Consider the following 26,025-nt stretch of genomic DNA (forward strand, 5'->3'; position numbering starts at 1 on the left):
TATTTGGAGAAAGATGAAGCCATGGGCGTGAAGCGGCTGATCGGATCGGGGGACTCGAACGAGGACGCCTACGGCTATTCCCGGGCTGTGGTCGTGGGCCACACCTGCTGGGTGTCCGGCACCACGGCGCGGGGCGACGCGCTGATGGAAGGGGCGGGACGGCAGCTACGCGACGCGGCGGCCACGGTGGAGGCGGCGCTGGAGGAGGCGGGCTTCCGCCTCGACGACGTGGTGCGCTCGACCGTCTACCTCACCGACATGGACGACGAGCCCGCGGTGGCGGAGGTTCATCGGGAGCTTTTCGGCGCCGCGCGCCCGTCGAGCACGCTGGTGCAGGTGATTGCGCTGAGCCCGGCCGAAGCGCGCGTCGAGCTCGAGGTCACGGCCGCGCGGGAGCACGGCTGAATGCATCCTGCGAAGTCTGTCATCTTCTTCACCGTGGTCTCGGGGCTCGGCTACGGGCTCCTGATCTGGCTGGGGCTCTATGCCGGACGCGGCTTTGCGCTGCCGCCGGGGTGGAACACGGGCGTGCTGGTGCTCGCGGGCGCGCTGATCGTGGCGGGGCTGGTGAGCTCCACACTGCATCTGGGGCATCCGGAGCGGGCCTGGCGGGCGTTCAGCCAGTGGCGCACGAGCTGGCTCAGCCGGGAGGGGGTGATGGCGGTCGCCACCTTCGCGCCGATGGCCGCCTGGGGGCTGGGCTGGCTGACGGGGTCGGAGGCCGGGTGGATCGGGCTGGCGCAGACGCTCGCGATGCTCGGGGCCGTCGCGGTGCTGGTCTGCACGGCGATGATCTACGCCTCGATCAAGGCGGTGCGGGACTGGCATACCGGGTGGACGGTGGCCTCCTATCTGGGGCTCGGGCTCTGGACCGGGGGGCTCCTGTTCCTCGCGGTGCTGGACCTGACCGGGCGGGCGGCCGGGACGTTGCTCTATCTCGTGGCGGTGGCCGGGATCGTGGCGGCGGTGGCGAAGATCGGCTACCGGCGGCGGGTGCTGAGGACCGACCGGCTCGATGCCGCGGCGGCGACGGGGCTGTCCGGCGAGGTGCGGCTGCTGGAGGCGCCCCATTCGCAGAAGAACTTCCTGATGCGGGAGATGGGCTTCGAGATCGCGCGGCGGCACGCGGATGCGCTGCGCATGTGGATGGTGGCGCTGCTCTTCGCGGTGCCGGCACTCACGTTCTCATATCTGCCGCTGGTCGCGGCCCTTGCAGCCCTCGCCGGGTGTTTCGTCGAGCGCTGGCTGTTCTTTGCGGAGGCGCGGCACGCCGTGATGCTCTATTACGGGGCGGCGCGCGCCTAGCCGTCCGCGTCCCGCTCGGCCTGTTCCGGCGCGCTGCTCAGCGTGGTGCCTTGTGCGTCGCGGCTACCGATGAGCGAGCGAACATGGCCGAGGAGATCCGGGATCGGCACCGGTTTTTCCAGCGCGAGGTCGGCGCCGAGGGACGTCGTGAGATCGAGCACCGGCGGCACGAAGCGGCCGTCCTGCGGCTGGCCGGTGATCGAGATGATCGGCAGGTCCGGCCGTTCGGTTCGCGCCCCGGCGGCGCGCAGCAGGCCCACGAGCTTCACCCCGCCATCGGAGGTCAGCGTCCCCTCGCGGTAGATGAAGATGTCGGCGATCACGAGGTCGGCGTCGTGCCCCTCCAGATAATCGAGCGCCGAGGTCGCGTCGCGGCAGTGCACGACGGTGTAGCCCTCACCCTCCAGGGCGATCTGCCATTCGGCGGCCAGCGGCTGGTCGTCCTCCAAAATCAGGATCGTTGTCATCCCAGTCCTATTCTCGCCTGTCGGCCGATCGGCCGACCCCCTCCAACAGGTCCAGGACGCGCAGGAACATGGCGACGCTGGACAGTGCAGAGAAAGGTAGCGGAGCGGGATGAAAGGTCTCGCAAAAAAAGCACCGGGGCGTGCCGGCGACCGGTTCGCGCATCAAGATGAGGAGATCGGCCTCCGGCCGGGGCAGGTCCGAGGGCCATGCCGGCGGCTCGACGGTGATGCCCGGCGGGGCCACGGGGAGGAAGGCGGGCGGGGCGACATCGGTCGGGGCGACATGGCGGAAGGGCTCGTGCGCCATGACCTCGTCAAGGCGCGTGCGCGTCCAGTTGGCGGGGTCGAGGCCCTGGCCGTCGGGCATCCATCCGGCCTCCGCCTCCACCGTCAGCCCGGCCTCCGTCGCGCGGGCGAGCCGCACGCGCCGCGCGGCGATCGTGAGGCGCAGGTTGCGGCAGGCGAGCATGCCGAGATCGCCGCGGGCGAAGGCGGCGGCGTCGATGCCCCGCAGCAGCATCCGCAGGGCGAGCATCGAATCCGCGAGGTCCGAGATCGGATCGACCGGGCTTTGCAGCGAGATGAGGATCAGGTTGGCCCGCGTCTCCAACCGCACGGCGAGCTGCACGCCGCCCACGTCGCGGAAGCCGAGATAGAGCCCCTCGTCCTGCGCGCTGCGCAGCCCCGCGATGTTGCGCATCTCATGGACGAGGGCCGCGGTGAAAAGCTCGGAGAGGTCGGTGGGCGCGTCCGACCGGCCTGTCATCTGTGCGACCGTGTCGCTGACGGCGATCAGGCGGCTGAGCGTGGCGTCGGCAATGACGAGACCCTGCCGCTGCGCAGGCGGCGCGACGTTGACGTCGATCTCCATCGCGGTGAGGTCAGCGGTTGCCGGGGATGAGCCGCAGATAGGGCGGCCCGCCGGGCGACTGCTCGCTGCCGCTCTCTTCCTCGACATCCTCGACCGGGGGCAGGGCGGGCCGTGCGGCGTCCCGGCGGGCGAGGTCGTCGGCCAGCAGCCGCTCGAAATTGTAGCAGATGTTGTCGATCTCGGTCCGGAAGGCAATGATCTGGGCGTGGATGCGCTCGGCCTCGCCGCGGCGCCCCTCGCGCAGGGCAAGATCGATCGAGGTCTCGAAATTGCGCAGCGGCACGTAGATCCGCTCGATCGCCTCGTCCACCGCCCGCTCAAGCGCGCGGGAGGTCGCGTCGTCGCGCAGCACGCCGGGTTGCAGCAAGGCGAGCGCGTTGCCCTGCAGGCGGCGCAGGCGGATGGTGATCGCGGCCACGTTCTCCGCATAGGCGCGGGCGAGGATCGCCGCTCCCTCCAGCTCGCAGCCGGAGATGCTGGCCTTCAGATCGGGCAGGGAGAGCATCTTGCCGTTCTCGGGCGCCTCATGGCACAGCCCCGTGACGAACTCCGCCATTTCCCGGCCGAAGACATCGGCGACGTTGCGGTCGGCCTCGAATGTCAGGCGGATGCGGGTGTCGTCGAAGAGCAGCTCGATGCCGTTAACCGTCACGCCGCGCGTCTGGGACATCTGGGCGTGGATGGTGATCGCCGGTGCGAGCTCCGACAGGCGCGGGGCGCCACCGGCGTGGCCGGACGCCCTGTTGCCCTCACTCGTATTGTCCCGCTGGTCCGACATCGAAGGTCCTTCGCGCGATGGCGCATGGTGAACCGAGAGTATGGTTGCTCCCTCAGATCATGGCAAGCAAGCACAGCCCTGTGTCACGTGGGCACGGGGCGGTGCGTATGGTTACCCAGAATGCTACTTTCATGTTAACGATTTTGACGATACAGTCATAACGCCCCACAACCTATTAGTTAAAAAGCGAAATTTATGGCCGACGGCAGCAAATTCAACATGGCTTGGGTCGGCATCGGAGCCTCCGCCGGTGGTCTCGAAGCGTTAAGCGTACTTGCAAAAAACCTTCCCGCTCAGGCGAATGCCACCTACATCGTGGTCCAGCACATGGCGCCGCAGCACAAGAGCCTGCTGCGCGACCTCGTCTCGCGTGAGACGCACCTGACGGTGGTCGAGATCTCGTCGGGTGTCGTGCCGAAACCCGATCACATCTACATCACGCCGCCCAACAGCAACCTGTCCATCGCGAATGGCCGGCTGGAGCTGCTGCCGCCCGACCAGACGCCGAGCGCGCCCAAACCCTCGATCGACGGCTTCTTCATCGACCTGGCCGACGAGATCGGGCCGCGCGCCATCGGCGTGATCCTGTCGGGCACCGGCTCGGACGGCGCGTTCGGCGTGCGCGCGATCCGGGCCGCGGGCGGTATCACGATCGCGCAGGACGAGGCGAGCGCGAAGTATGACGGCATGCCGATGTCCGCCCAGCGGACCGGCTGCATCGACCTGGTGCTGCCGCCCGAGGATATCGGGGTGAAGTTCAAGGAGATCCTCGAGACCTCCCGCGATGCCGAGGGGCTCGCCGCGCTAATGCCGCCGGTGAACTCGCTGGCGGAGATCAACCAGCTCCTCTTCGCGCAGACCAATGTCGATTTCCGCGACTACAAGCCGTCCACCATCCATCGCCGGATCGAGCGGCGGATGGCGGCGCTCGGGCTGGAGCGGATCGCCGACTATGTCGAGCGGCTGCGCGCCGACAAGGACGAGGTCGAGACGCTGTTCCGAGACATGCTGATCTCGGTCACGTCGTTCTTCCGCGACCAGCAGGAGTTCAAGCGCTTCGACACCGCGATCAAGCGGATCGTGGAGGAGCATGACGACACGCTGCCGCTGCGCGTCTGGGTGCCCGGCTGTGCGACGGGGGAAGAGGCGTACTCCATCGCCATGCTCTTCGCCGAGGCGATGGGCGGCCCCGACACGATCGATCGCAACCGGCTGCAGATCTTCGCCTCCGACATCGATCGGGAGGCGCTGAAGGTCGGGCGCCGCGGCCTTTATCCCGCCAGTTCCATGACCAAGGTCAGCGAGGATCTGCTGACCCGCTACTTCACCGCGGTCGGGGACAGCTTCAAGGTTGTCAAACCGCTGCGCGACGTGATCCTCTTTGCCGAGCACAACGTCTCCCAGGATCCGCCGTTCCTGAACCTCGACCTGGTCTGCTGCCGCAACCTGCTGATCTATTTCGGGCAGGAGCTGCAGTACCGGGTGATGTCGCGGATGTATACAGCGCTCAAGGAGGACGGCCTCGTCTTCCTCGGCATGGCCGAGAGCATGACCGGGGTGGAGAACCTGTTTCTGCGCGACAGCACGGGCGGCAAGATCTTCCGCAAGCGTGAGGCGGCGGATGTCGATCTCGCGCCGCTGCGCCCCAGTGCCCGGGCGCAGATGCGGACCGTCCAGCGGCTGGAGGAGCAGGCCGCTCGCCATGAGAACCGCGAGGACGGCCGCTTTGCCGCGCTCGTCAGCACGCTGGGTCCGAACGCCGTGCTGGTCACCTCGGATTACAAGCTGCGCCGGGTCTTCGGTGAGATCGACGACTTCGTGTCGATTCCGTCGGGCGACGTGAAGGGTGCCTCGGTCGATTACCTGAAAGGGCGGCTTGCGAACGAGGCGCGGGTGCTGATCTCCCTCGCGCAACGGGGCGAGATGGCGCGGCATTCTGGCCTTCTACCGATGCCGGGCGGAACGAACGAGCGCGCGCTGCGCCTCTCGGTCTATCCGCTGCCGAGCGAGCGCGGGGGCGAGACGCTCTACCTCCTCGTCTTCGCCGAGACCGACGAAAGCGCCGAGGAACTGGCGCTGGTCGACGAGAACCCCGGCGACGAGCTTGTGGTGCGCGAGCTGCGCCGCCAGCTCGCCTCGACCCGGGAGACGCTGCAGCAGACCATTGAGGAGCTGGAGACCTCGAACGAGGAACTCCAGTCCCTCAACGAGGAATTGCAGTCGACCAACGAGGAGCTGCAGTCGACGAACGAGGAGCTGGAGACCGCGAACGAGGAGCTGCAGTCCACCAACGAGGAGCTGATCACGGTCAACGAGGAGCAGCAGATCAACTCGATGGAGCTGAGCCTCGTCACCAAGGAGCTGGAATCGATCCTCGCCCACCTCGCGCTGCCTGTGGTGGTGCTCGACCTGCGGCTCAACGTCGTGCGCGCGTCGAACGAGGCGCGCAAGGTGCTCTCGATCCCCTCCGAAGCGCCGAAGGTCCATATCGCGCAATGCGAGCTGCCCGACGGCTTCCCCCGCCCGCTCAGCTTCCTGCCCGACGTGGTGGAAAGGGGCGAGACGGTGGAGCTGGAATACGAGCTGAACGGCACGCCGTCCGTGGTGCGCGCTGTCCCCTACCGCAACGCCCGCAACCAGCTCGCCGGCGCGGTGATGATGGTGGTCCCCGCCGGTTTGAAGGCGCTGGTCTAGCCGTCAGCGCCAGTGATGCCGCTCTAACAGCAGCGCGTGCGAGATTGGAAAGGCCCGCCGTTTCGGCGGGCCTGCTGATGTCTGCTCTATTCGCGCCCGCTCAGAACGGGTGGATGCGGGGCCAGTTCTCGTCGCCGTCGGTGATGTGGGTGGGGATGTCCTCGCGCCAGAGCTCGCGGGCGCGCTCGTGCACCTGGACGTAGAGCGTGCCGTCCACGATCTGCCAGACGTTGGGATCGCCGGGCGCCTTGTAGTTCTGGCTCGCCGCCCAGGAGCAGTAGCCGTCATAGGCGGGCGCATAGCGGGCGGGGTCGGCGGCGAAGGTGTCCCGGTTCTCGGCGGACGCGAAGTACCAGATCGCGCCGTTCCAGAAATGGTTGTAGCGCGCCTCGCCTGGCATCGGGCCGTCCTGGTGGTAGGAGACGGTGTCGTAGCCGCCGATGGCGACGGCGAGCTGGTTCCCGGCCGAGGCGGGCAGGGTGGCGAAGGCGAGGGTGGCAGCGGCGGCAAGGGCTGCGAGGATGTTCCGGATCACGATACTCTCCCGTTGTGTCTCCGCGACATGCGGTGGAGGCAGGCTAGTCAGGCGATCCGATCACTGGCCAATCACATCCCCTCGCTGAAGAAATGACTGAAATCGCGGGTTTTTGCGTTGAATGTGAGGGGTCGAGACCCGATGCGCGACGCCCGAAACGAGAAAGACCCGCCGATGGGGCGGGCCTTCCGATCGAGAGCTGAAGGGTCGTTCAGACCTTGGCCATCGCGACGGCGGTGTCGGCCATGCGGTTGGAGAAGCCCCATTCGTTGTCGTACCAGGTGAGGATCCGGCACATCGTGCCTTCCATCACCTTGGTCTGGTCCATGTGGAAGATCGACGAGTGCGGGTCGTGGTTGAAGTCGATGGAGACCAGCGGCTCGTCCGTGTAGCCGAGGATGCCCTTCAGCTTGCCGTCGGCGGCGGTGCGGATCGCGTCGTTGATCTCCTCGACGCTGGTCTCGCGCACGGCGTTGAAGGTGAGGTCGACGACGGAGACGTTGGGCGTGGGCACGCGGATCGCGACGCCGTCAAGCTTGCCCTTCAGCTCCGGCAGGACGAGGCCCACGGCCTTCGCCGCACCGGTCGAGGTCGGGATCATCGACACGGCCGCCGCGCGGGCGCGGTAGAGATCCTTGTGCATCGTGTCCAGCGTGGGCTGGTCGCCGGTATAGCTGTGGATCGTGGTCATGAAGCCCTTCTCGATCCCGATGGCCTCGTTGAGGACATAGGCGACGGGGGAGAGGCAGTTGGTGGTGCACGATGCGTTGGAGACGACCTTGTCATCGGCCGTCAGCGTCTCGTGGTTCACGCCGTAGACGATGGTCTTGTCGGCGTTGGCACCGGGCGCGGAGATCAGCACCTTCTTCGAGCCGTTCTTGAGGTGGATCTCCGCCTTCTCCTTGGCGGTGAAGATGCCGGTGCACTCCAGCGCCACGTCGACATCGGACCAGGGCAGGGCGGCCGGGTCACGCTCGGCGGTCACGCGGATCGGGCCGGTGCCGCAATCGAAGGTATCGCCGTCGATGGTGACGTTGGCCGGGAACTTGCCGTGCACGCTGTCATGCCGGAGGAGATGAACGTTGGTCTCGATCGGTCCCAGATCGTTGATCGCGACCACCTGAATGTCGGTGCGCCCGCTTTCGATGATGCCGCGCAGCACGTTGCGCCCGATCCGACCGAAGCCGTTGATGGCGACCTTGACCATGGGAATCTCCTTCAGGTTGTGGCGTGACGGTTATGTCACCTGTCGGGTTGGATAGATACTTATTGCAGTGCACCTGTCCACCCTCGGGATTGTGGGGTTACGCCTCGGGAAAGGCTCCGCTTTGGGCGATGTGCGGCGTGCGGCCCGCGCAGAGGGCGGCGAGCACGGCCGGGTAGAGCTTGTGCTCCTCAACCAAGACGCGAGCGGCGAGGTCTGCTTCCGTGTCATTCGGGTGCACCGGGACGACCGCCTGCCCGTGGATCGGGCCGTCGTCGAGGGCCGCGGTGACGCCGTGGACCGTGCAGCCGTGGACGGTGACGCCCGCCTCCAGCGCCTGCCGGTGGGTGTGGAGACCGCGGAAGAGGGGCAGCAGGGACGGGTGGATGTTGAGCATCTTCCCTTCCCACTTCGCAGTGAACTCCGGCGTGAGGATCCGCATGAACCCTGCGAGACAGACGATGTCGGGCTGCGCGGCGGTGAGCGCGTCGTGGAGGGCTGCATCGAACGCGGCGCGATCCGGGAAGCTCTTGTGATCAAGGGCTTGCGTGGGGACGTTGAGGGCGGCCGCCCGCTGCAGCCCCGCCGCCTGTGGCCGGTTGGAGAGGACGAGGACGGGCGCGCCGTCGATGCGTCCCGCCTGCATCTCCTCCACCAGCCGCACCATGTTGGAGCCGCCGCCGGAGATCAGGATGGCGACGCGCTTCAACGCAGGGCGCCCTCGTAGGCAATGCCGGGGGTGGCGGTGACCTCGCCGAGGTGGAGCACGGTCTCGCCTTCGTCCTCGAGCGCCGCGACGACCCCGTCGACCGCGCCCTCGGCCACCACGAGGATCAGGCCGACGCCGCAGTTGAAGGTCTTGAGCGCCTCGGCTTCGTCCAGGTCTGCGGCGCCGATCAGCCACGACAGCACCGGGGGCAGGGGGATGGCATCGAGGTTCACGCGCGCGCCGCAGCCTTCGGGCAGGGCGCGGGGCAGGTTCTCGGTGATGCCGCCGCCGGTGATGTGGGCGAGGGCGTTCACCCCGCCCTCCCGGATCGCGGCCAGCGCCGGGCGGACATAGATGCGGGTGGGGGCGAGCAGCACCTCGCCCAGCGTCGCACCACCCGGCAGGCCGTTGGGCTTCGCATCCCAGTCGAGGCCATGGTCCGCCACGATCCGGCGCACGAGGCTGTAGCCGTTGGAGTGCACGCCGGAGGATGTGAGGCCCAGCAGCACGTCGCCGGGCGCGACGCCCGAGGGCAGGGCGGTGCCCCGCTCCATCGCGCCGACGGAGAAGCCTGCGAGGTCGAAATCGCCGGCGGCGTACATCCCCGGCATCTCCGCCGTCTCGCCGCCGATCAGCGCGCATCCGGCCTGGCGGCAGCCCTCGGCGATGCCCTCGACGACCTGCGCGGCCTCGGACACGTCGAGCTTGCCGGTGGCGAAATAGTCGAGGAAAAACAGGGGCTCCGCTCCCTGGCAGATCAGGTCGTTCACGCACATCGCCACCAGATCGACGCCGACGCCCGAGAGGTGCCCGGTGTCGATCGCGATGCGCAGCTTGGTGCCGACCCCGTCGGTTGCGGCGACCAGAACCGGATCCGAGTAGCCCGCGGCCTTCAGATCGAAGAGCCCGCCGAAGCCGCCGAGCCCGGCCATGACACCCGCCCGATCCGTGGACTTCGCCGCCGGCTTGATGCGGTCGACCAGCGCGTTTCCGGCCTCGATATCCACGCCCGCATCGGCATAGGTGAGCTTGGTCATGGGGCCTCCTCGCGTCCGTTGAGCGGTGTCTAGCGGCGGGGGCGGGGGGTGTCCATCACTTCGCCTTCAGCGCCGAGCGCGCGCCCATCATCACGAACCAGCGGTGCATCAGGATCGCGACGGCGGTGTAGGCGATCACGAGGCCGACCATCAGCCCGATGAAGCCCTGGTTGACCGGCCCCAGCACGCCGGAGGCCGCGACCATCAGCGCGAGCAGGATTTGCAGCGCGAAGAAGACGAGCCCGGCGACGAAGGCGAAGCGCCAGGCTTCCTTCGACGTGGGCGTCGCCCCGCGCTGTTTCGCCCACCGCTGGCCGACCAGCATGGCCGCCGCCATGGGCGGGACGATCGCGGTAGCCCCGCCGCCGATATTCACCCCGGTCAGCCACTGGACGACGAAGATCAGCACCGCCATCCCGATGATCGCGGCCACGAGGATCGCGAGGTAGTAGCCCAGATAGGGTGTGCGCGGCTCGTCGGTCATGGTGGCTCTCCTCGCAGGCTCTTGACCCCGGTGGGGCGTCTGTTATCGCTCGATACCTGTCGGGGGCCTGTAGCTCAATTGGTTAGAGCAGAGCGCTCATAACGCTTTGGTTGCGGGTTCAAGTCCTGCCGGGCCTACCACGATCCCACTCCCTGCCGGAGGATCCCTCATCGTGCGCATTGTGATCACTGGAGCGTCGGGCTTCGTCGGACGCCAGCTCGTGCCGATTCTGCGGGCGGCGGGCGCAGAGCTGGTGCTGGTGGGGCGCGATCCGGACGCGATGACGGATATGGCTGGGCCGGGGGTAGAGACTTGCGGCTACGATGCGCTCGCCGAGCTTGGGAGGGGCGCCGATGCCCTGCTGCACCTCGCCGTGCTCAACAATGATCGGCCCGGTTCGGAAGAGGAGTTTCGCGCGGTCAACGTAACCCTTCTGGGCGAGGTGGTGGAGGCCGCGCGGACCGCCGGCATTTCGACCTTGCTCAACGCGACCACAATCAAGGTCGGCACCGATACCCCCTATGGCCGGTCGAAGGCGGAGGGGGAGGCCCTGCTGGCTTCGGTCGAAGGCTTGCGCGTCGTGAACCTGCGGTTCGCCGCGGTCTATGGCGACGACACCTATCGCGGGACGCTCGCGCATCTCTACAAGCTGCCCGCGCCTTTGCGGCCAACGGCGCGGCAGGCGCTCGGCGCCCTGCGGCCGACGGTGCATGTATCGCGGGTCGCCGAGGCGGTGCTGCGGCATGTTCAGGGCACCGAGGCGCGGAAGGAGATCGTGACCGACACGCAGTCGGGCAACCGCTTCTACGCCGCGGGGGCGCGCATCATAGACTACGGCTTCGCGCTTACCGTGATCCTGTTGCTGTGGTGGCTTCTGATCCTCGTCTGGCTGATGGTGCGTATCGGCTCGCCGGGGCCGGGGATCTTCGCGCAGGAGCGGGTGGGGCGGAAGGGGCACAGCTTCACCTGTTACAAGTTCCGCACCATGCAGACGGGCACGGCGCAACGCGGCACCCACGAGATTGCCGCTGCCGCCGTCACGCCTCTGGGTGCGGTGCTGCGCCGGGCCAAGATCGACGAGCTGCCGCAGGTCGTGAACATCCTGCGCGGCGAGTTGAGCCTGGTGGGCCCGCGACCCTGCCTTCCGGTACAGACCGAGTTGGTGGAGGCGCGCCGCGTTCGCGGCGTCCTCGACATCCGTCCGGGCATCACCGGCTGGGCGCAGATCCAGGATATCGACATGAGCGCGCCAGTCCGGCTGGCCGAGACCGACCGGGACTATGTCGCGCTCCGCAGCCTGCTCCTCGATCTGCGGATCATCTTGGCGACTGCGACCGGCGGCGGCCGGGGGGACCGGGTGAATCAGGCACCGACCGAGTCGGCGGGCTGATCGCGCACCGACTTCGGATCTGTATGCCGATTTTCGGGTTCAATCTCAGAGATCTGGAGCAGACCTTTCAGGCGCTCTCTCAGCGACACGGCGTAACGCCGCAAAATGCGATTCGGGCGAGCGACGTTCCGCGCAATGTGGCAGCAGGTGGCGCGCAAAGAGGCAGATTGTGGCTTCTCTGCACGCCCAGGTTGTTTGCCGAATGCAAAAACGGGAAATCACAGCTCCCGCCCTAAAGCCTTGAAAGTGATTACTTTTCCAAAATGCCAGAACAGCCCAACCATCAGAAGTAACTAGCCCGTATCGGGAACGATATGGGCGAAAATCTGCCGATTCAGATCAATTTTAGGTTGTGATCGAGCGATCTTTGACGTTAGCCTCGTCTCGCTACCAAACGGGGATTGTCGGACATCCGGTGATCCTTTTTTCGTCAGATCAGGGAGTTACCTGTTATGAAGTTCTTTCTCGTTACGGCGAGCGCTCTTGCGCTCGCAACGGGCGCCTTTGCCCAAAACGTCGCGGTCGACGATGCCAATGTCTCGGCCAACCCGAGCACGGCCCGGGCCTCCGCGACGGAGACTGACGATCGTGCCAGCACCGCGGTGCGGGGTGAGCAGGCCAGCGCGCGGACGCGCAACGGTGACAGCACCTCGGCCAATGCGGCCGTCGGCGACCGCGTCCTCGCCCGTTCGGGCGGCAACGGCTCTGGCCCGGCAGACGCGTCGAATATCGACGTCGAGCGGGGTGGCGAGGCCAACCGGTCGATCCAGTTCCAGGTCGGCGAGGGCAACTCCGCCATCAACATGCAGGTCGGTGACTTCCAGGAGTCCGCGATCCTGCAGATCGGCACCGACAACACGGCGCTGATCAGCCAGACCAACAGTGCCAATGAGGCGGCCATCAGCCAGACCGGCGAGAACAATGGCGCGATCCTCATCCAGAACGGCGACGATAACGGTGCGGCCGTGGCCCAGCTCGGCTCCGGCAACACCGCTCTCGGCGTCCAGATGGGTGGCCCGGACAACTACCTCGCCATCGCTTCGGTCGGTCACGACAACAGCGCCGTGGTCTTCCAGCAGGGTTCGGAGAACACCGCTGCCACCCTTCAGGAAGGCAGCAACAACAACGTGTTCGTCTCCCAGGGTGGTGGTCTCGGCTTCACCGTCGAGGACGTCTCCGGCGGTACCCATTCGGGTGGCCTCGACCCGAGCCTCTTCAAGGTGACGAGCTCTGCGCTGAACAGCGGTGCACACGGCAACTCCGCCGCATCGTTCCAGGATGGCAACAACAACTCTGCGGCCATCATGCAGTACGGCTCCAACAACTCGGCCGTGAACTATCAGTCCAGCCGCTAATTCGGCTGAACTGACCTTTTGCACACGCGCCATTGTCCGGGGCAACTTCCCCCTCGTGCCCCGGACACCCAAGTGAGGACCTCGAGATGCTGTCTCTTGCTGCACTGCTCTTCGCACAGGCCATGGGGTCGTCCCCTCTGTCATGCTATGTGAGAATTGCGCCGCAGGACGGGATCCTGTTGATCGAGGTCCTCGCGACAGGGGGCACTGGCCCGGCCTCCTACGCGATTGATACCCGGCGGACGACGGGTGGAAACACCTCCGTCGCCTCGCAGCGGGGAACCTTCGTGGGGCAGGGGGCCGAAGAGGTCGTCGTGTCGCGCGCCGTATTCTCGGCCGCCGGAAACGACGCGGTGCCCGAAGTAAGTGCCTATGTGGAGCAGGGCGGCATCCGCGTCGCCTGCCCGACGCAAAGGGAAATCTGATGTTGCGTTTCATTCGAGTTGCCGCCGTCGCAGGCCTCGCCGCATTTCCGGCGGGTGCGCAGACCCTGGACCTGCCGGCGGTGCCGCAGGTGACGGGCGTGTCGGTCGAGCAGGTGGTCGTCTCCCAGGGAACGCCCGCCGCGCCGATCGCCACCGACAGCGGCGCGATGCGCAACCTCAACTCCGTGATCCTGCAGCAAGGAAACGACAACCGGGCGAGCGTGTTCAACGCCGGCAGCCCGAATGCGAACGGCATCCTGCTGCAGGCCGGACAACGCAATACCGGGGCGATCATCATCGACAACTCGCCCGGCTCCGTGGTCGGTCTCGTGCAGATCGGACGCGACAACACCATGATCGGGCTCGTGCGCGGCGGACGGGACAATACCGTCGCCGGGGTCCAGGTCGGCAACAACCTCACAGGCGTCGTAGGCCTTGAGAATGCCGAGAACGTCACACTCACCTACGGCCAAGCGGGGGCAAGCTACGCCGGCGGCATCATCATAAGGAACCCGCCGCCGGGTTCGACCATCACCGTCAACTGAGCCTGCCGGGAGGAACCGTCATGCCCATGCCCTCACTGCCCACCCGTCTTTTCGCCACCTCGCTTGCGCTGGCCCTCGCGGCCACCACCGCTGCGGCGGGGCCCATCGTCTACCGTCCGATCAATCCCGGCTTCGGCGGGTTCTCGGACAACGCGGATTACCTGATCGCGCTCGCCGATATCCAGAACCGCTTCCGCGACAATGGCGGCGGTGGGGGCGGGGGCGTGCCGCAGATCTCCTTCCCGCCGATCACCATCGATCTGGGTGGTGCGGGCGGTGGAGGCGGCGCTACCACGTCGGCGGCACCTGCGCCTGCGGCCTCCTCGGCCGCGGCTCCGACCGGAAGCCTCGGCCCGGCACAGATCCAGCAGGTCCAGCCATGAAACGCGTCATCGCCGTGGTGCTGGCAGGCGCCTGCCTGCTGGCCGGGTGCGCGCCGACGCCCCCCATCTCGTCGAGCCCGGCGCAGCCGCAGTTCCCGACGGACGAGCGGGCGCGCCTCACCAGCATTCCGCCCGCGCTCTCGACCGTGGATGTCGCGGTCTACAGCTTTCCGGACGTGACCGGGCAGCAGCGCCCGAACGAGAACTTCGCGGAGTTCTCCAAGGCCGTGACCCAGGGCGGCGACGCCGTGCTGGTCGATGTGCTGCGCGACGTCGCTGAGGGCCGGTTCTTCCGCGTGGTCGAGCGCAGTTCCGTCGACAACCTGCTGCGCGAGCGGCAGATCATCGACCAGACGCGGCTTGCCTATCTGGGCCAGCAGACGAGCTCGCTGCCGCCGCTCCTCTTCGCCGGGATCATCCTGGAGGGGGGCATCATCGACTACGACAGCAATATCGAGACCGGCGGGGCAGGTGTCCGCTTTCTCGGCGTCGGGGTCGATACGCAGTACCGCGAGGATGTGGTCACGGTCGGCCTGCGCGCGATCAGCGTGCAGAACGGCGAGGTTCTGGCCTCGGTCGTGACGACCAAGACGGTCTATTCGGTGCTCGGTCGCGGCTCGATCTTCTCCTATGTCGCTGCCGACGAGATCCTGGAGGTCGAGGCCGGCATCACCCGGAACGAGCCGGTGAGCATTGCATTGCGCAAGGCGATCGAGCTCGCGGTCTACAGCCTGATCGTCGAGGGTGCCGATGCTGGGGTCTGGGGTTTCTCCGACCCGGAGCTGGGGGCCGAGATGATCGAGCATTACCGCGAGGCGACGAGTTCCCTCCCAGTGATCTGATCCCATCCTGAAAACGCTTTGAAGGCCCGCATTCATTGATAATGCGGGCCCGATAGGCTACTTCTTAAGGGTGTCTCTCCCACTCGTTCGGGGGGTAAAGCCCTGATCTGACATTGGTAGCACAATCGGGAGAGGCACACCTGCTTCCGGTTTGCGACCCTCAGATCAGATTTCTCGCAGCCCATACCGCAAGTTGAGTGCGATTGGCGGCACTCGTCTTCCGCAAGATCGTCGCGATATGCGCATTCACCGTGTTCTGCGAAATGCCGAGCTCGGAGCTGATTTCCTTGTTGGTGAGTCCCAGCGCGACCTTGGAGACGACCTGACGTTCGCGCTGGCTGAGTGCCATCGCGTGCGCCTCATCGACCGGTCCCGCTGTGGGCGCGGGGCGCACGACGAGGTCGTGGCTCATCAGGCGGAGCAGGGCGGCGACGTCCTCCTCCTCGAAATCCGGCGGGATGACACCGTCGAGCAGGTCGCGCAGGCCCGGCGGCACCGCGCCGATCGCCTCGTGCCGCGCGACGGTGACGAGACCGATGCGCGGATGCCCGGCACGGACCCGGCGGACGGTGTCCGCGATCACCCGCGCGTTCGGCGCCTCGAAGATCAGGACGGGTTTGCGCGCGCTCGCGGCCTCACTCTCCGACGGGACGGGGAGGGTGACGGCGTCCTCCAGCACTTGGGCGCGCCCTCCGGCGGCCATCACGCAGCGTCGCACCGTCTCCAGCGCCGTGCCGGACGAGAAGCTGAGAAAGAAGAGCCGATGGTCGAGCACGCCACACTCCGCAACGCCAAGTAGATTACGCAACTCGATAAATTCAAAGTTGCAAGAGACAGGAGCATAACATCTTTAGCGACAGCGACATCTCGTGAACAGAGACAATTTTCACGAAATCGGCGGACCGGGAATTGCGTCATATCGGGGCGATACCGGTGCGGGCGGGATGAAAGCTGTGCCGAACGCGGCCTGAACTCAGTCCTGCTTGGTGAGCCGGGATGATGTTGTCGAGTGGCGCGGGCTATGATCGCCCCAGGTTCTCACGCTTGGTCGCGATCAACCGCGCGGAGCACAACTGGCTCTGAGTGAGAAGAGACGAACGCCGCCTGCGTCAGGCGGTGTTCTGGTGTCTGGATGCGTGCGCAATTGTCCGGATGCGTGCGCAATAGGGCCTGCGTACCAGCGCCATGGGACATCAAGCATGCATAATCATAATTATGTTAAATATGCATGCAGTACGGAAGCGCCCACTGGCGCCCCCGTTTGGTATCAGAGAACTCAGGACCGTCCGACGCGCGTGTCGTCCGGCTCGGCGACCGAGTAGCCAAGCGCCACCTCGGCACGGTGCTTGATGAAGGCCAGCGGATCGTTACGATCGAACTCGTCGCCCGACGCCATGGATTCCGGCGCGAGGATCGTGGTGATGTCGGCCACGACCTGCTCGAGGTTGCCGTAAGGCACGATCCAGTCGTTGAAGACGATCCGGTCGCCGCAGTTCCACTCGTCGAACTCGAGCGGCCGCAGAGTCTGCTGGCTCTCCCACTCGACCTCCTCGGACAGGCACGCCCAGGTCACGAGTGCGCGCGGCATCCCGCTGCCATCGAAGAAAAAGCGCGTCTGCCCGTGGTCGAACGCCGGCAGGATGTGGCGGCGCACGTAAAAGCCCAGCGGAAAGCTGCGGTGGCCTTGCGAGCGCGCCAGCAGCTCCAGCGCATAGCCCATGCACGGCGCACGCCGCCGGGACGGCTCACGCCCGTCGATGCCACAGGTATGGGCAAAGAGCGTCTCGATCCGCGCAGGCTCCGGAAAGGCCTCCTGCTCCTCATCGAGGATCGCGCCCCGGACTGCCTTGTAATAGGCGCCGATGGGCTGTTTCAGGGCCTTTCGGGACCCGTAGAGGTCGTTCAGGACCTCCGCCCCCAAAGCGGTGTAGAATGAAGTGGACATGCGCATACCCCCTCGCGCGGTTCTCCAACTCGCCTGGCAGTGGCCGTAGACGGTGGCTTGCGGATGACCAACGCCCGGATCCGACCGGGGTCCCCTGCCCCCGTTTTCGCATCCGCAACATGAGTACGCGGCTTCACGCCGACCCGCCCGACCACGGTTAGACCAGACACTCTCAGCAGTTACGGAAGGTAGTGCCGTTTGTGTGCAGTGCAGCACATATCGGACTAAAAATCGGCTGTATTGATATCTAAAAGTTTACCCGTCAATCGAGCGAAGTTATTCGCGGCTTTTTCTCTCGATCGCGGTGGTTTGGAAAAGAGCCCCCGGAGACACTGGGACGGTGAGGGATGAGTGCCTCCGGGGACGTTGACCGCATCGCACGTGGGGCAAGCGGCGCGGCCAATACGATCTACGAAGCGTGGGGAACACGCCACCAGCGCAAATGGCAACGAACTTCGTAAAACATGGTGAGATTGAGGAGCTTGGAGAGCGACCTTAAGGCATAGTGCAGCCCGCTCGAAACTGTCGCAGCTCGGACGCCACCGAAACTGTCGGTTCCTTTTGTAAACGGTACTCGCACGCCGCCCCCACTCCGTCATTGCGCACAACAACCTGAGGATAATTCTTACGTAGGGTCAAGTCGCCTTTTACGTGTACTTTGATCTAACTACCTGCCGATCGAAGTAGATCTCACGTGATTACGTGATGTCGTAGCTGTGGCGGAATGTCGCGGAACAAGCTGGACGCTCCGCCACCGCTTTAACCAAGACTACCACAGTCGGCCCCTCAGGACACGGCAATGATATCGCGGTGCAACTTATAGAACTGGGCTTTCTGCTTGCGCGACCACTCGACGGTGAGCTGCAGGCGCAAGTCGCTCACATCGCTGGACTTTACCAGCTTGCGGGCGTGGAGCCAGGCCGCAGCCTCACCTGCGGAAAGCGGAAGGTCCACCACTTCGGTGCTCACGGGATCCCGCAGCGCGGCATCGATTTCATTCAGCAACTCGGGCAGATTTCGCCCGGTCGTGGCCGAGATCGCGAGGTGCCGCGCGTGGCGATCCGCGGCGCGTTCCGCCGCCGAAAGACCGTCCTCGTCGAGCAGATCGACCTTGTTCCAGACCTCGATCATCGCGTTCCGTCGTTCTTCTGCCACACCCAGACTCTCGAGAATATCGCGCACGTCCTGCGCCTGAACGGCGCTGTCGGGGTGCGCGATGTCCCGAACATGCAGAATCAGGTCTGCATCCAGGACTTCTTCGAGCGTGGCGCGGAAGGCGGCGACGAGCTGCGTGGGCAGGTCGGAGATGAAACCCACCGTGTCCGACAGGATCACGGTCTGGCCCGACGGAAGCTCCACCTGCCGCATGGTCGGGTCGAGCGTGGCGAAGAGCATGTCCTTCGCCATCACATCGGCCCCGGTCAGCCGGTTGAAAAGCGTGGATTTCCCCGCATTGGTATAGCCCACGAGGGCCACGATCGGATACGGCACCTTGGCGCGGGCCTGCCGGTGCAGGCCGCGGGTCTTCACCACCTTCTCCAGCGCGCGGCGGATCTGGTTGATCCGCTCGTCGAGCGCGCGGCGGTCCGCCTCTATCTGCGTTTCGCCCGGGCCGCCGACGAAGCCGAGGCCGCCGCGCTGCCGTTCGAGGTGGGTCCAGGAGCGCACCAGACGCGTCTTCTGATAGCTCAGCGCCGCGAGGTCGACCTGCAGCACACCCTCCCGGGTCTGGGCGCGATCCGCGAAGATCTCCAGGATCAGACCGGTGCGGTCCAGGATCTTGGTCTTCCACGCTTTTTCGAGGTTGCGCTGCTGCACCGGGGTGACCGGCCCGTCGATGATGACGAGGGCGATCTGCTCCGCCGCGATCCAGTCGGCGAGCTCATCGGTCTTGCCGGGCCCGAACAGATAGCCGGGGCGCGGCCGCGGCACCGGCACGACCTGTTCGCCCACGACCTCGAGCTCCGGCAAGGCGTGCGCGAGCGACACGGCCTCGGCCAAGGCGTATTCGGGTGCGCGGCGCTGATCGGCGCGACGCAGGTCGGGGTGAAGGACGGCGGTGCGGGTCTTCGCGACCTCGGTCTCGAACGGTTTACTCAGAATCGGGCTCGTACAGGTTGACCGGTTGGGACGGCATGATGGTGGAGATCGCGTGTTTGTAGACGAGCTGGCTTTGCCCGTCACGGCGCAAGAGGACGCAGAAATTGTCGAACCAGGTGATGACGCCCTGCAGCTTCACACCGTTCACGAGAAAGATCGTGACGGGGATCTTGGCCTTTCGGACATTGTTGAGGAAGGCATCCTGCAGGTTCTGCTTGTCATTGGCCATGGTCACACACTCTCCGAGTTGGCACGCTCTGCGCACTTCGCGTCTGGCGGCTGTTTGTTTGTTTTGCTTGGCAGATAGTGGCGTGGCCTGCCGTCAATTTCTAGTGTGCGCCTGCAAAAAACCTTGTGATTCAGCGGCGCCAGAACTCCGGGTTGAGAAGCGCGACGAAGGCCAGCGTCTCCAGCCGGCCGAGGATCATCGCGAAGGACAGGATGAGATGCACCGCAGGGCCCAGATCGAGGTAGCGGCGCGGTTGGGCGGCGAAGAGCTCATAGCCCGGACCCGTGTTTGACAAGGCCGCGGTGGCCAGCGGCAGGGCTTGGTCGAAGGCGAGACCGGTGAGCGTGAGCAGCAGCAGCAGCGCCGCCAGCGCCACGAAGAACAGCATCAGGAAGAGCCAGGCAATGTAGGCGCCCTCGGTCCGGATCCGCCGCGCCGCCTGCCCCTGCCCCCCGATGGAGTGCGGCAAAGTGAGGCGGCGTAGTTCCCGCGTGCCGTGCTTGTAGAGCGCGTAGACCCGGAGGAGCTTCACGCCACCCGCGGTCGTCGCCACCCCGCCGCCGAGCATCGCGAGACCCATCAGCAGCAGACCCGGCGTCGGCAGGCCGGACCAGGCCTGCGCTGTGTCCCACGCGACGCTCTGCTGGCCGAAGGTCGTCACGAACGAGATCGTGGTGAAGATCGCCCCCCAAAGGGCGGCCATCGCGATGTAGAAGCCGCCGACGGTCTGATCCAGCTCCAGCGCGCCGACCCAGTGGCGCAGGAAGAGGATCGTCGGCAGGCCGATCACGAGGGCGACGAGCACGCGCAGCTCCGGATCGCTGCGCCAGATGCCGAATTCGCGCCTGCGGTAAGGGTCGTAGATCAGGGCCGTTGCGGCGATCAGCAGGAACAGCGCCATCGCCATCTCTGCCGGGATGCTCCCTGCCCCGGTCGCGGCCCCCGTCGCGGTGATGCCGGAGGTCGCGATCACCGCCATGGCGCCCATGAAGGCGTCGAGCGGCGCCTCGCCCGCCACCAGCAGCAGCGCGCCGAGCAACGCCGTGAGCCCGCCATAGATCGGGGCGACGACGCCCACGGCGCGCAGGATCCGGTCCGTCGCCTCGGCCGAGCCCACGCGGATCCGCCCGTCGCCGGGCCGCGCGCCCAGCACGACGGAGCGGATCTCGAAGCCGCCGATGTTGAGCGGGGCCATGATGCCGACGGCGGCGACGAGGATCAGGAAGCCGCCCGCCCAGCCGACGAGGCCGCGATAGATGTGCACTGCGTCCGGGAGCCGCCCGGGCCGGTCGAAGACGGTGGCCCCGGTGGTGGTGAGCGCCGAGACCATCTCGAAATAGGCCACCACCGGCGTCAGGGTCGGCACCAGGATCGCGAGCGGCACGGCGAGCCAGATCGGCAGAAGGATATAGGTGCCCATCAGCGCCAGCAGGTGCGAGCGCGCCGTGCTGCGCGGCGTCCGGTTCATCAGCGCAAGCCCCAGCGACAGCGCGAAGAACACCGTCAGGATCGTGCCGTAGAAGAAGGGCCGCGCCGTGTCGTGATCCCCATCCATGTAGGCCGCGATGCACGGCACCAGCATGACCGGAGCCGCCCCCAGCAGGAAGAAGACGAAGAGCGGGGAGCGGCGCCAGTCCATGGCGTCAGAAGAAGTCGACGGAGACGCGGAACAGCTTCTCGATCTCCGGCACCTGCGCGCTCATGGAGAAGATGGTGACGCTGTCGCCTTCCTCGATCATCGTCTCGCCGCGCGGGATGACGAGCTGTCCGCGCTTCTGCAACGCCCCGATAATCGCGCCCTCCGGCAGGTCCGTGTCGCGCACGCGCTTGCCCGCGATGGAGGAGGTGGAGAGGACCTGCGCCTCGATCACCTCGGCCTCCGCATCGCCGACGGAATAGACGGCGCGGATCCGGCCGTGGCGCACGTGGCGCAGGATGGAGCTCACCGTCGTGCCGCGCGGGTTGATATAGGCGTCGATGCCCAGTGGCTGCATCAGCGGGGCCAGCGAGGGATCGTTGATGAGGCAGATCGTCAGCCGCGCGCCCATGGACTTCGCCCGCGCGCAGGAGAGCAGGTTCGTCTTGTCGTCGTCGGTCACGGCGAGGAAGGAGTGGACGTTCCGGATGCCCGCCTCCTCCAGGATGTCCACGTCGAGCCCGTCGCCGTTGAGCACGATCGTCCGCTCCAGGCTGTCCGCGGCGAATTCCGCCCGCTCGCGGTTGCGCTCGATGAGCTTGGCGCGGGCCTTCTTGCCCTGCTCCTCCAGCGTCTGCGCGACGCTCAGGCCGACATTGCCGGCACCGAGGATCAGGGAGCGGCTGCCGGAGGTGACGGTCTTGCCGAAGATCTCCATCGTCCGGTCGAGATCGGCATTGGCGACGAAGAGGTAGACCTGATCTCCGGCGAAGAGCTGATCGTCGCTGTCTGCGACGCGCAGGCGGCGGCTCTCCGGCCGTATGCCGACGACGTATGCGCGCAAGGTGGAAAAGAGCTCCGTGAGCTGGCGCAGCGGCGTGTTGAGCACCGGACAGTCCTCGTCCAGCGTCAGGCCGATGAGCTGCGCGGAATTGTCGAGGAAGCCGTGGATCTCGAAGGCCGCGGGGGCTGCGAGGCGGCGCAGCGCGGCCTCGGCCACTTCCTTTTCCGGCGAGATGATGACGTCGATCGGCATGTGGTCCTGCCGGTAGATGTCGGACCATTCGGGGTCGAGATAGCTCTGCGCGCGCACCCGCGCGATCTTCCGCGGCACGGTGAAGACCGAATGCGCGACCTGGCACGCGATCATGTTCACCTCGTCCGAGAACGTGGCCGCGATGATCATGTCCGCGTCCCGCGCCCCTGCCCGCTCCAGGATATCCGGGTGCGAGGCGAAGCCGGTGATGCCCGCCACGTCGAGCGAATCCGTGATCAGCCGCACGAGGGCGGCGTCGTTGTCCACCACGGTCACGTCGTTGTTCTCGGAGGACAGGTGGCGCGCGATCTGCCAGCCCACCTGGCCGGCACCGCAGACGATGACCTTCATGCGGGGTCCTTAGGGGTTCAGGCTTCGGGCTGCTGCTCGGCGGTCGCCATCTCGTCGATCGCGGCCATGCGGGTGCCGCCGCGCGACAGGGTGACGATGCCGAGCGACTTGAGCTTGCGGTGAAGCGCCGAACGCTCCATCCCGACGAAGCTCGCCGTGCGGGAGATGTTGCCGGAGAAGCGGTTGATCTGGGCGATGAGGTACTCGCGCTCGAACACCTCGCGCGCCTCGCGCAGCGGCAGGCCGGCGAGGGCCGCGGAGAGCGCGTCGCCCCCCTCCCCGTCGCCCGCATCCACGTCCTGCGGCAGTTCGGACGGCTGGATCGGGCCGTTCTCGGGGCCGAGGATCAGGATGCGCTCGACCATGTTGCGTAGTTGGCGGACATGGCCGGGCCAGCGCAGGGTCTGCAGGATCGCCGCCGCTTCGTCGCTGAGCGCGCGCTTCGGCAGGCTCTGCTCGGAATGCAGGATGCCCACGAAATGCTCCACGAGCGCGGGGATATCCTCCCGCCGCGCGTCGAGCCCCGGCACCTCGATCGGCACCACGTTGAGCCGGTGGAAGAGATCCTGGCGGAAGCGGCCCTGCTCGATCTCCACCGCGAGGTTCTTGTTGGTGGCAGAGACCACGCGCACGTCCACGCGCACCGTGTCCGAGCCGTTGATGCGGGTGAAGGCCTGGTCGATGAGCACCCGCAGGATCTTCGACTGGGTGCCGAGCGGCATGTCCGCGACCTCGTCGAAGAAGAGCGTGCCGCCATGGGCGCGCTCGAAGAGACCGGGATCGTGGGAGCGGCCCTCGTGCTCCACACCGAACAGCACCTCCTCCATCCGGTCGGGCTCGATCGTGGCAGAGGAGACGATGACGAAGGGCTTGTCGGCCCGCTCCGACTGCTGGTGGAGGTAGCGTGCTGCCACGTCCTTGCCCGACCCGGGCGGCCCGGATAGGAGCACCCGGCCGTTGGACTTGGCCACCCGGTCGAGCTGCTGGCGCAGGGTGCGCACGGCGGAGCCGCCGCCGATCAGCTCGGCGGACTGCGCCTCGGTCCCGCGCAGGGCCGCATTCTCCCGCCGCAGGCGCGAGGCCTCCAGCGCGCGGTTCACCACCATCAGGAGCTTGTCGATGTTGAAGGGCTTCTCGATGAAGTCGTAGGCGCCCTGCTTCACGGCGGCAACCGCCACCTCCACGTTGCCGTGGCCGGAGATGATGATGACCGGAACGGCGGGGTTGTCGCGCTTCACGGTCTTCAGGATCTCGATCCCGTCCATCCGGCTGTCCTTGAGCCAGATGTCGAGCACCATCAGGTCGGGTGCGCGCGCGTTCATCTCCTCCATCGCGCTGTCCGCGTCGTGGGCGGTGCGGGTGCCGTGCCCCTCGTCGCCGAGAATATCGGCGATGAGCTCGCGGATATCGGCCTCATCGTCCACGATCAGGATGTCGGAAAGCGCTGGTTCAGGCATGTTCTGTCTCGCTGTCGGTCGAATTCGGCGCGGGGGGCGCAGCGTCGGTGAAAAGCGGTAGGACGAGGCGCGCTTCGGCGCCCTGCCCGGGTTCCGGCCCGTCAGGCCCGGCGGGGGAAAGCGTCAGGGACCCGCCGTGTTCCTCGATGATCTTCTTGACGATCGGCAGGCCGAGCCCGGTGCCCCGGTCCCGGTGGGTCACGTAGGGTTCGAACAGCCGTTCGCGCGGGCCGTCTGGAAGGCCGCATCCATTATCAATGATGCTCAGGGTGGCGACGTCTTCGGAGATGTCAAGGTTGACCTTGATCCGCGGCGCAATCGCCTCGCCAGCCGTTTCAGATCTGGTTTCAACGGCTTCCACGGCGTTCTTCAGAAGGTTATTGAGCGCCTGGTCGATCAGCGTCTCATCGGCGAAGACCGTGACGGGCTCCGTCGGCAAGGACATGCCGATCTCCAGCTCCGGTGTTCCGGTCGCGCGCAGGTGGGCGGCGTCGCGGATCAGCGTCGCGAAGTCGATCGGGTGGCGCTTGGGCTCGGGCATCCGGGCGAACTGGCTGAACTCGTCGACGATCCGGCGCAGGTCGCTGGTCTGGCGCACGATCACGTCGGTGTACTGGGCGAGGCCATCCGCGTCGGGTTCCGCCAGCTTACGGCCGTACTTCCGGCGCACCCGCTCGGCGGCGAGCTGGATCGGCGTGAGCGGGTTCTTGATCTCATGCGCGATGCGTCGGGCGACGTCGCCCCAGGCGGCCATGCGCTGCGCGCTGACGAGGTCAGTGATCGCGTCGAAGGTCACGACGACGCCCTCGCGGTCGGCATCGATCCGGTGGCGGGCGACGCGCACCAGCAGCTCCTCGGTCCGGCGCGGGGTCGAGAGGCGGATCTGCGCCTGCACGCTGTCGCGCCCCTCCTCCATCAATTCGGCGAGGGGTGCGGCAAAGGCGGGCACGATCTCGCCCAGCGGCAGGCCCGAGAGGTCGCGCCCCTCCAGCCCCAGGATCTCGCAGGCGGCGGCGTTGATGACCTCCACCCGCCCCTCGGGGTCGAGGCCGATGACGCCCGCGGTCACGCCCGACAGCACCGCCTCGAACAGGCGCCGGGCGCGCTCACTCTCCGCGCCCGCCTCCATCAGCGCGTCGCGCTGGCGCTTCACCTGCGAGGTCATCCGGTTGAAGGCGCGGCCGAGCATCGCGATCTCGTCGTCGCCCTTCTCCTCCTTCACGCGCATGTCGAAATTGCCGGAGCCGACCTGCGCCGCAGCCCCTGCGAGCCGCGCCACGGGGCGGCTGAGGCGATCGGCGAACCAGAAGGCGAGCCAGATCGCGGCCAGGATCACGATCAGCGCGAAGCCGAGATAGATCAGCGCGAACTCGAAGATCAGCGCGTCGCGGTCGCTTTCGAGCTGCTGGTAGAGCATCACTGTCGACTGCGTCTCGTCGAGCAGTTCCAGGATCTGCCCGTCCACATCGCGCGTGACGTAGAGATAGCGGTCCGCGAAGGCGTCGAGATAGATCAGCGCCCGGAACTCCGACCCGTCCCAGTCCTCGATGATGATCGTGTCGCCGCTGCTCCGCGCGTTGTCGAGGAGCTGCGTCGGCGGCTCCTCGTAATCGAAGAGGTAGGAGAGGTTGCCGCGCGCCTGCAGATCGCCCGCGCCGTCGATGATGTAGGCTTCACTGAGCTCCCGCTGCATCTGCGCCTGACCGGCGGACAGAAGCTCCCGCAGTTCGGAGGGCGAGATCAGCGGAAAGCGGGTCTTGTTGCGGTTCACGTAGTCCGCGAGCAGCCGCGCATCGGCGGCGAGGTTGGAGCGGTGCTCGGTCTCGTAGGCCTGAGCGGCGGCGAAGGAGTTGCCGACAACCCGCTGCACCCGCTCGGAAAACCAGCCTTCGAGCCCGAAATTCACCGTGACGGCGGCGAAAATCGCGACCAGCACCGTCGGCCCCAGCGCGACCAGCGAGAACACGGCCGTGAGCCGCGCGTGCAGCCGCGACCCGGCGGAGCGGGCGCGCCGCGCCGCGATCATCTCTGCCACGCGCTGTGCGACGAGGCCTGCGACGACAAGGATGTAGACGAGATCGAGGGTGAGAACCGTGCGCAGCGCGTTCGAGGTGTCGGAGCCCAGATCGCCCAGCGTTAACCAAGTGGCGATGGCGAGAACCGGACCCATCACCACGAGGGTCAGGGTCATGGCCGTTCGCACCGTTCGGCGGCGGCGCATGGCGAGCCCGCGCTCCATAAACCGTT

25 protein-coding genes and 1 tRNA gene are annotated in these 26,025 nt (G+C 66.7%); 10 read left to right on the forward strand and 16 right to left on the reverse strand.

Annotated elements, in window-relative coordinates:
• Window positions 1-21 precede the first annotated feature (21 nt).
• Together I0K15_RS19155 and I0K15_RS19160 are read left to right on the forward strand one after the other, a co-directional pair.
• Window positions 22-405, forward strand: a complete 384-nt coding sequence (locus tag I0K15_RS19155) for a Rid family hydrolase (protein ID WP_196103075.1) — start codon at window positions 22-24, stop codon at window positions 403-405.
• A complete protein-coding gene (locus tag I0K15_RS19160) occupies window positions 406-1,305 on the forward strand; it encodes a dimethyl sulfoxide reductase anchor subunit family protein (protein WP_196103076.1) in 900 nt (299 codons plus the stop codon).
• On the opposite strand, the gene I0K15_RS19165 is transcribed toward I0K15_RS19160, so the two are convergent.
• From I0K15_RS19165 to I0K15_RS19175, 3 genes are read right to left on the reverse strand one after another with little or no spacing between them, the layout of a single operon-like run.
• Window positions 1,302-1,772 carry a response regulator gene (locus tag I0K15_RS19165; protein ID WP_196103077.1) on the reverse strand — a complete coding sequence of 157 codons (471 nt, stop codon included), beginning with the start codon at window positions 1,770-1,772 and terminating at the stop codon, window positions 1,302-1,304. The genes I0K15_RS19160 and I0K15_RS19165 overlap by 4 nt on opposite strands.
• A 7-nt stretch (window positions 1,773-1,779) precedes the next feature.
• On the reverse strand, window positions 1,780-2,643 hold the full coding sequence (locus I0K15_RS19170; protein ID WP_196103078.1) for a hypothetical protein: 864 nt from the start codon (window positions 2,641-2,643) through the stop codon (window positions 1,780-1,782).
• 10 nt (window positions 2,644-2,653) lie between these two features.
• Window positions 2,654-3,421, reverse strand: a complete 768-nt coding sequence (locus I0K15_RS19175) for a hypothetical protein (RefSeq protein ID WP_196103079.1) — start codon at window positions 3,419-3,421, stop codon at window positions 2,654-2,656.
• Between the two features lie 195 nt (window positions 3,422-3,616).
• On the opposite strand from I0K15_RS19175, the gene I0K15_RS19180 reads away from it, so the two are divergent.
• The gene (locus I0K15_RS19180) at window positions 3,617-6,115 is read left to right on the forward strand and encodes a chemotaxis protein CheB (protein WP_230374188.1); all 2,499 of its coding nucleotides are present in this window, start codon (window positions 3,617-3,619) and stop codon (window positions 6,113-6,115) included.
• 100 nt (window positions 6,116-6,215) lie between these two features.
• Here I0K15_RS19180 and I0K15_RS19185 read toward each other — a convergent pair whose 3' ends face one another.
• The 5 genes from I0K15_RS19185 to I0K15_RS19205 all read right to left on the reverse strand — a co-directional run bounded on the left by I0K15_RS19185 (window position 6,216) and on the right by I0K15_RS19205 (window position 10,084).
• Window positions 6,216-6,650 (reverse strand): YHS domain-containing (seleno)protein, encoded by a 435-nt coding sequence (locus I0K15_RS19185; protein ID WP_196103081.1) that lies wholly within the window; start codon window positions 6,648-6,650, stop codon window positions 6,216-6,218.
• A gap of 211 nt (window positions 6,651-6,861) precedes the next feature.
• The gene (gene gap / locus I0K15_RS19190; RefSeq protein WP_196103082.1) at window positions 6,862-7,857 is read right to left on the reverse strand and encodes a type I glyceraldehyde-3-phosphate dehydrogenase; all 996 of its coding nucleotides are present in this window, start codon (window positions 7,855-7,857) and stop codon (window positions 6,862-6,864) included.
• A gap of 97 nt (window positions 7,858-7,954) precedes the next feature.
• Complete coding sequence (purN, locus tag I0K15_RS19195) at window positions 7,955-8,563, reverse strand: phosphoribosylglycinamide formyltransferase (protein WP_196103083.1); 609 nt, start codon at window positions 8,561-8,563, stop codon at window positions 7,955-7,957.
• Complete coding sequence (gene purM / locus I0K15_RS19200) at window positions 8,560-9,600, reverse strand: phosphoribosylformylglycinamidine cyclo-ligase (RefSeq protein WP_196103084.1); 1,041 nt, start codon at window positions 9,598-9,600, stop codon at window positions 8,560-8,562. The genes purN and purM overlap by 4 nt, the downstream gene beginning before the upstream one ends.
• A gap of 55 nt (window positions 9,601-9,655) precedes the next feature.
• Entirely contained in the window at window positions 9,656-10,084 is a 429-nt protein-coding gene (locus I0K15_RS19205; protein ID WP_196103085.1) for an ABZJ_00895 family protein, read from the reverse strand.
• Between the two features lie 63 nt (window positions 10,085-10,147).
• Here I0K15_RS19205 and I0K15_RS19210 point away from each other — a divergent pair.
• The 7 genes from I0K15_RS19210 (at window position 10,148) to I0K15_RS19240 (ending at window position 15,024) form a co-directional block, all read left to right on the forward strand.
• Window positions 10,148-10,224 (forward strand) — tRNA-Ile (locus tag I0K15_RS19210).
• Window positions 10,225-10,256: 32 nt separating this feature from the next.
• Entirely contained in the window at window positions 10,257-11,474 is a 1,218-nt protein-coding gene (locus tag I0K15_RS19215) for a hybrid nucleoside-diphosphate sugar epimerase/sugar transferase (RefSeq protein WP_230374189.1), read from the forward strand.
• 452 nt (window positions 11,475-11,926) lie between these two features.
• A complete protein-coding gene (locus I0K15_RS19220; RefSeq protein WP_196103086.1) occupies window positions 11,927-12,829 on the forward strand; it encodes a hypothetical protein in 903 nt (300 codons plus the stop codon).
• Window positions 12,830-12,915: 86 nt separating this feature from the next.
• Window positions 12,916-13,254 carry a curli-like amyloid fiber formation chaperone CsgH gene (gene csgH / locus I0K15_RS19225; RefSeq protein WP_196103087.1) on the forward strand — a complete coding sequence of 113 codons (339 nt, stop codon included), beginning with the start codon at window positions 12,916-12,918 and terminating at the stop codon, window positions 13,252-13,254.
• Window positions 13,254-13,799, forward strand: a complete 546-nt coding sequence (locus I0K15_RS19230; RefSeq protein ID WP_196103088.1) for a hypothetical protein — start codon at window positions 13,254-13,256, stop codon at window positions 13,797-13,799. The genes csgH and I0K15_RS19230 overlap by 1 nt, the downstream gene beginning before the upstream one ends.
• Window positions 13,800-13,819: 20 nt before the next feature.
• Window positions 13,820-14,182: a curli assembly protein CsgF gene (locus I0K15_RS19235; protein ID WP_196103089.1), complete on the forward strand. Its 363-nt coding sequence runs from the start codon at window positions 13,820-13,822 to the stop codon at window positions 14,180-14,182.
• Window positions 14,179-15,024 (forward strand): CsgG/HfaB family protein, encoded by an 846-nt coding sequence (locus I0K15_RS19240; protein ID WP_196103090.1) that lies wholly within the window; start codon window positions 14,179-14,181, stop codon window positions 15,022-15,024. Before I0K15_RS19235 ends, I0K15_RS19240 begins: the two co-directional genes overlap by 4 nt.
• Window positions 15,025-15,184: 160 nt before the next feature.
• On the opposite strand, the gene I0K15_RS19245 is transcribed toward I0K15_RS19240, so the two are convergent.
• From I0K15_RS19245 to I0K15_RS19280, 8 genes are all read right to left on the reverse strand, one after another.
• Entirely contained in the window at window positions 15,185-15,799 is a 615-nt protein-coding gene (locus I0K15_RS19245) for a response regulator transcription factor (RefSeq protein WP_196103091.1), read from the reverse strand.
• 501 nt (window positions 15,800-16,300) lie between these two features.
• Window positions 16,301-16,969, reverse strand: a complete 669-nt coding sequence (locus I0K15_RS19250; RefSeq protein ID WP_196103092.1) for a toxin-activating lysine-acyltransferase — start codon at window positions 16,967-16,969, stop codon at window positions 16,301-16,303.
• Between the two features lie 786 nt (window positions 16,970-17,755).
• Window positions 17,756-19,069 carry a GTPase HflX gene (gene hflX, locus I0K15_RS19255; RefSeq protein ID WP_196105535.1) on the reverse strand — a complete coding sequence of 438 codons (1,314 nt, stop codon included), beginning with the start codon at window positions 19,067-19,069 and terminating at the stop codon, window positions 17,756-17,758.
• Window positions 19,062-19,298, reverse strand: a complete 237-nt coding sequence (gene hfq / locus I0K15_RS19260; protein WP_196103093.1) for an RNA chaperone Hfq — start codon at window positions 19,296-19,298, stop codon at window positions 19,062-19,064. Before hfq ends, hflX begins: the two co-directional genes overlap by 8 nt.
• Before the next feature lie 130 nt (window positions 19,299-19,428).
• Window positions 19,429-20,937 carry a potassium transporter TrkG gene (locus tag I0K15_RS19265; protein ID WP_196103094.1) on the reverse strand — a complete coding sequence of 503 codons (1,509 nt, stop codon included), beginning with the start codon at window positions 20,935-20,937 and terminating at the stop codon, window positions 19,429-19,431.
• A gap of 4 nt (window positions 20,938-20,941) precedes the next feature.
• On the reverse strand, window positions 20,942-22,321 hold the full coding sequence (trkA, locus tag I0K15_RS19270; protein ID WP_196103095.1) for a Trk system potassium transporter TrkA: 1,380 nt from the start codon (window positions 22,319-22,321) through the stop codon (window positions 20,942-20,944).
• Window positions 22,322-22,338: 17 nt separating this feature from the next.
• Window positions 22,339-23,778, reverse strand: a complete 1,440-nt coding sequence (gene ntrX / locus I0K15_RS19275) for a nitrogen assimilation response regulator NtrX (protein ID WP_196103096.1) — start codon at window positions 23,776-23,778, stop codon at window positions 22,339-22,341.
• Window positions 23,771-25,969 (reverse strand): sensor histidine kinase NtrY-like, encoded by a 2,199-nt coding sequence (locus tag I0K15_RS19280; protein WP_230374190.1) that lies wholly within the window; start codon window positions 25,967-25,969, stop codon window positions 23,771-23,773. Before I0K15_RS19280 ends, ntrX begins: the two co-directional genes overlap by 8 nt.
• Window positions 25,970-26,025 lie beyond the last annotated feature (56 nt).

Source organism: Pontivivens ytuae (assembly GCF_015679265.1).
Classification (GTDB): Bacteria; Pseudomonadota; Alphaproteobacteria; order Rhodobacterales; family Rhodobacteraceae; genus Pontivivens; species Pontivivens ytuae.

Bases quoted from the DNA above. Each gene is read 5' to 3' on its own strand.
- I0K15_RS19155 (WP_196103075.1), top strand. From the start codon at position 22: ATGGGCGTGAAGCGGCTGATCGGATCGGGGGACTCGAACGAGGACGCC.
- I0K15_RS19160 (WP_196103076.1), top strand. From the start codon at position 406: ATGCATCCTGCGAAGTCTGTCATCTTCTTCACCGTGGTCTCGGGGCTC.
- I0K15_RS19165 (WP_196103077.1), bottom strand. From the start codon at position 1,772: ATGACAACGATCCTGATTTTGGAGGACGACCAGCCGCTGGCCGCCGAA.
- I0K15_RS19170 (WP_196103078.1), bottom strand. From the start codon at position 2,643: ATGGAGATCGACGTCAACGTCGCGCCGCCTGCGCAGCGGCAGGGTCTC.
- I0K15_RS19175 (WP_196103079.1), bottom strand. From the start codon at position 3,421: ATGTCGGACCAGCGGGACAATACGAGTGAGGGCAACAGGGCGTCCGGC.
- I0K15_RS19180 (WP_230374188.1), top strand. From the start codon at position 3,617: ATGGCCGACGGCAGCAAATTCAACATGGCTTGGGTCGGCATCGGAGCC.
- gap (WP_196103082.1), bottom strand. From the start codon at position 7,857: ATGGTCAAGGTCGCCATCAACGGCTTCGGTCGGATCGGGCGCAACGTG.
- purM (WP_196103084.1), bottom strand. From the start codon at position 9,600: ATGACCAAGCTCACCTATGCCGATGCGGGCGTGGATATCGAGGCCGGA.
- I0K15_RS19205 (WP_196103085.1), bottom strand. From the start codon at position 10,084: ATGACCGACGAGCCGCGCACACCCTATCTGGGCTACTACCTCGCGATC.
- I0K15_RS19220 (WP_196103086.1), top strand. From the start codon at position 11,927: ATGAAGTTCTTTCTCGTTACGGCGAGCGCTCTTGCGCTCGCAACGGGC.
- csgH (WP_196103087.1), top strand. From the start codon at position 12,916: ATGCTGTCTCTTGCTGCACTGCTCTTCGCACAGGCCATGGGGTCGTCC.
- I0K15_RS19230 (WP_196103088.1), top strand. From the start codon at position 13,254: ATGTTGCGTTTCATTCGAGTTGCCGCCGTCGCAGGCCTCGCCGCATTT.
- I0K15_RS19235 (WP_196103089.1), top strand. From the start codon at position 13,820: ATGCCCATGCCCTCACTGCCCACCCGTCTTTTCGCCACCTCGCTTGCG.
- I0K15_RS19240 (WP_196103090.1), top strand. From the start codon at position 14,179: ATGAAACGCGTCATCGCCGTGGTGCTGGCAGGCGCCTGCCTGCTGGCC.
- I0K15_RS19250 (WP_196103092.1), bottom strand. From the start codon at position 16,969: ATGTCCACTTCATTCTACACCGCTTTGGGGGCGGAGGTCCTGAACGAC.
- hfq (WP_196103093.1), bottom strand. From the start codon at position 19,298: ATGGCCAATGACAAGCAGAACCTGCAGGATGCCTTCCTCAACAATGTC.
- I0K15_RS19265 (WP_196103094.1), bottom strand. From the start codon at position 20,937: ATGGACTGGCGCCGCTCCCCGCTCTTCGTCTTCTTCCTGCTGGGGGCG.
- trkA (WP_196103095.1), bottom strand. From the start codon at position 22,321: ATGAAGGTCATCGTCTGCGGTGCCGGCCAGGTGGGCTGGCAGATCGCG.
- ntrX (WP_196103096.1), bottom strand. From the start codon at position 23,778: ATGCCTGAACCAGCGCTTTCCGACATCCTGATCGTGGACGATGAGGCC.
- I0K15_RS19280 (WP_230374190.1), bottom strand. From the start codon at position 25,969: ATGACCCTGACCCTCGTGGTGATGGGTCCGGTTCTCGCCATCGCCACT.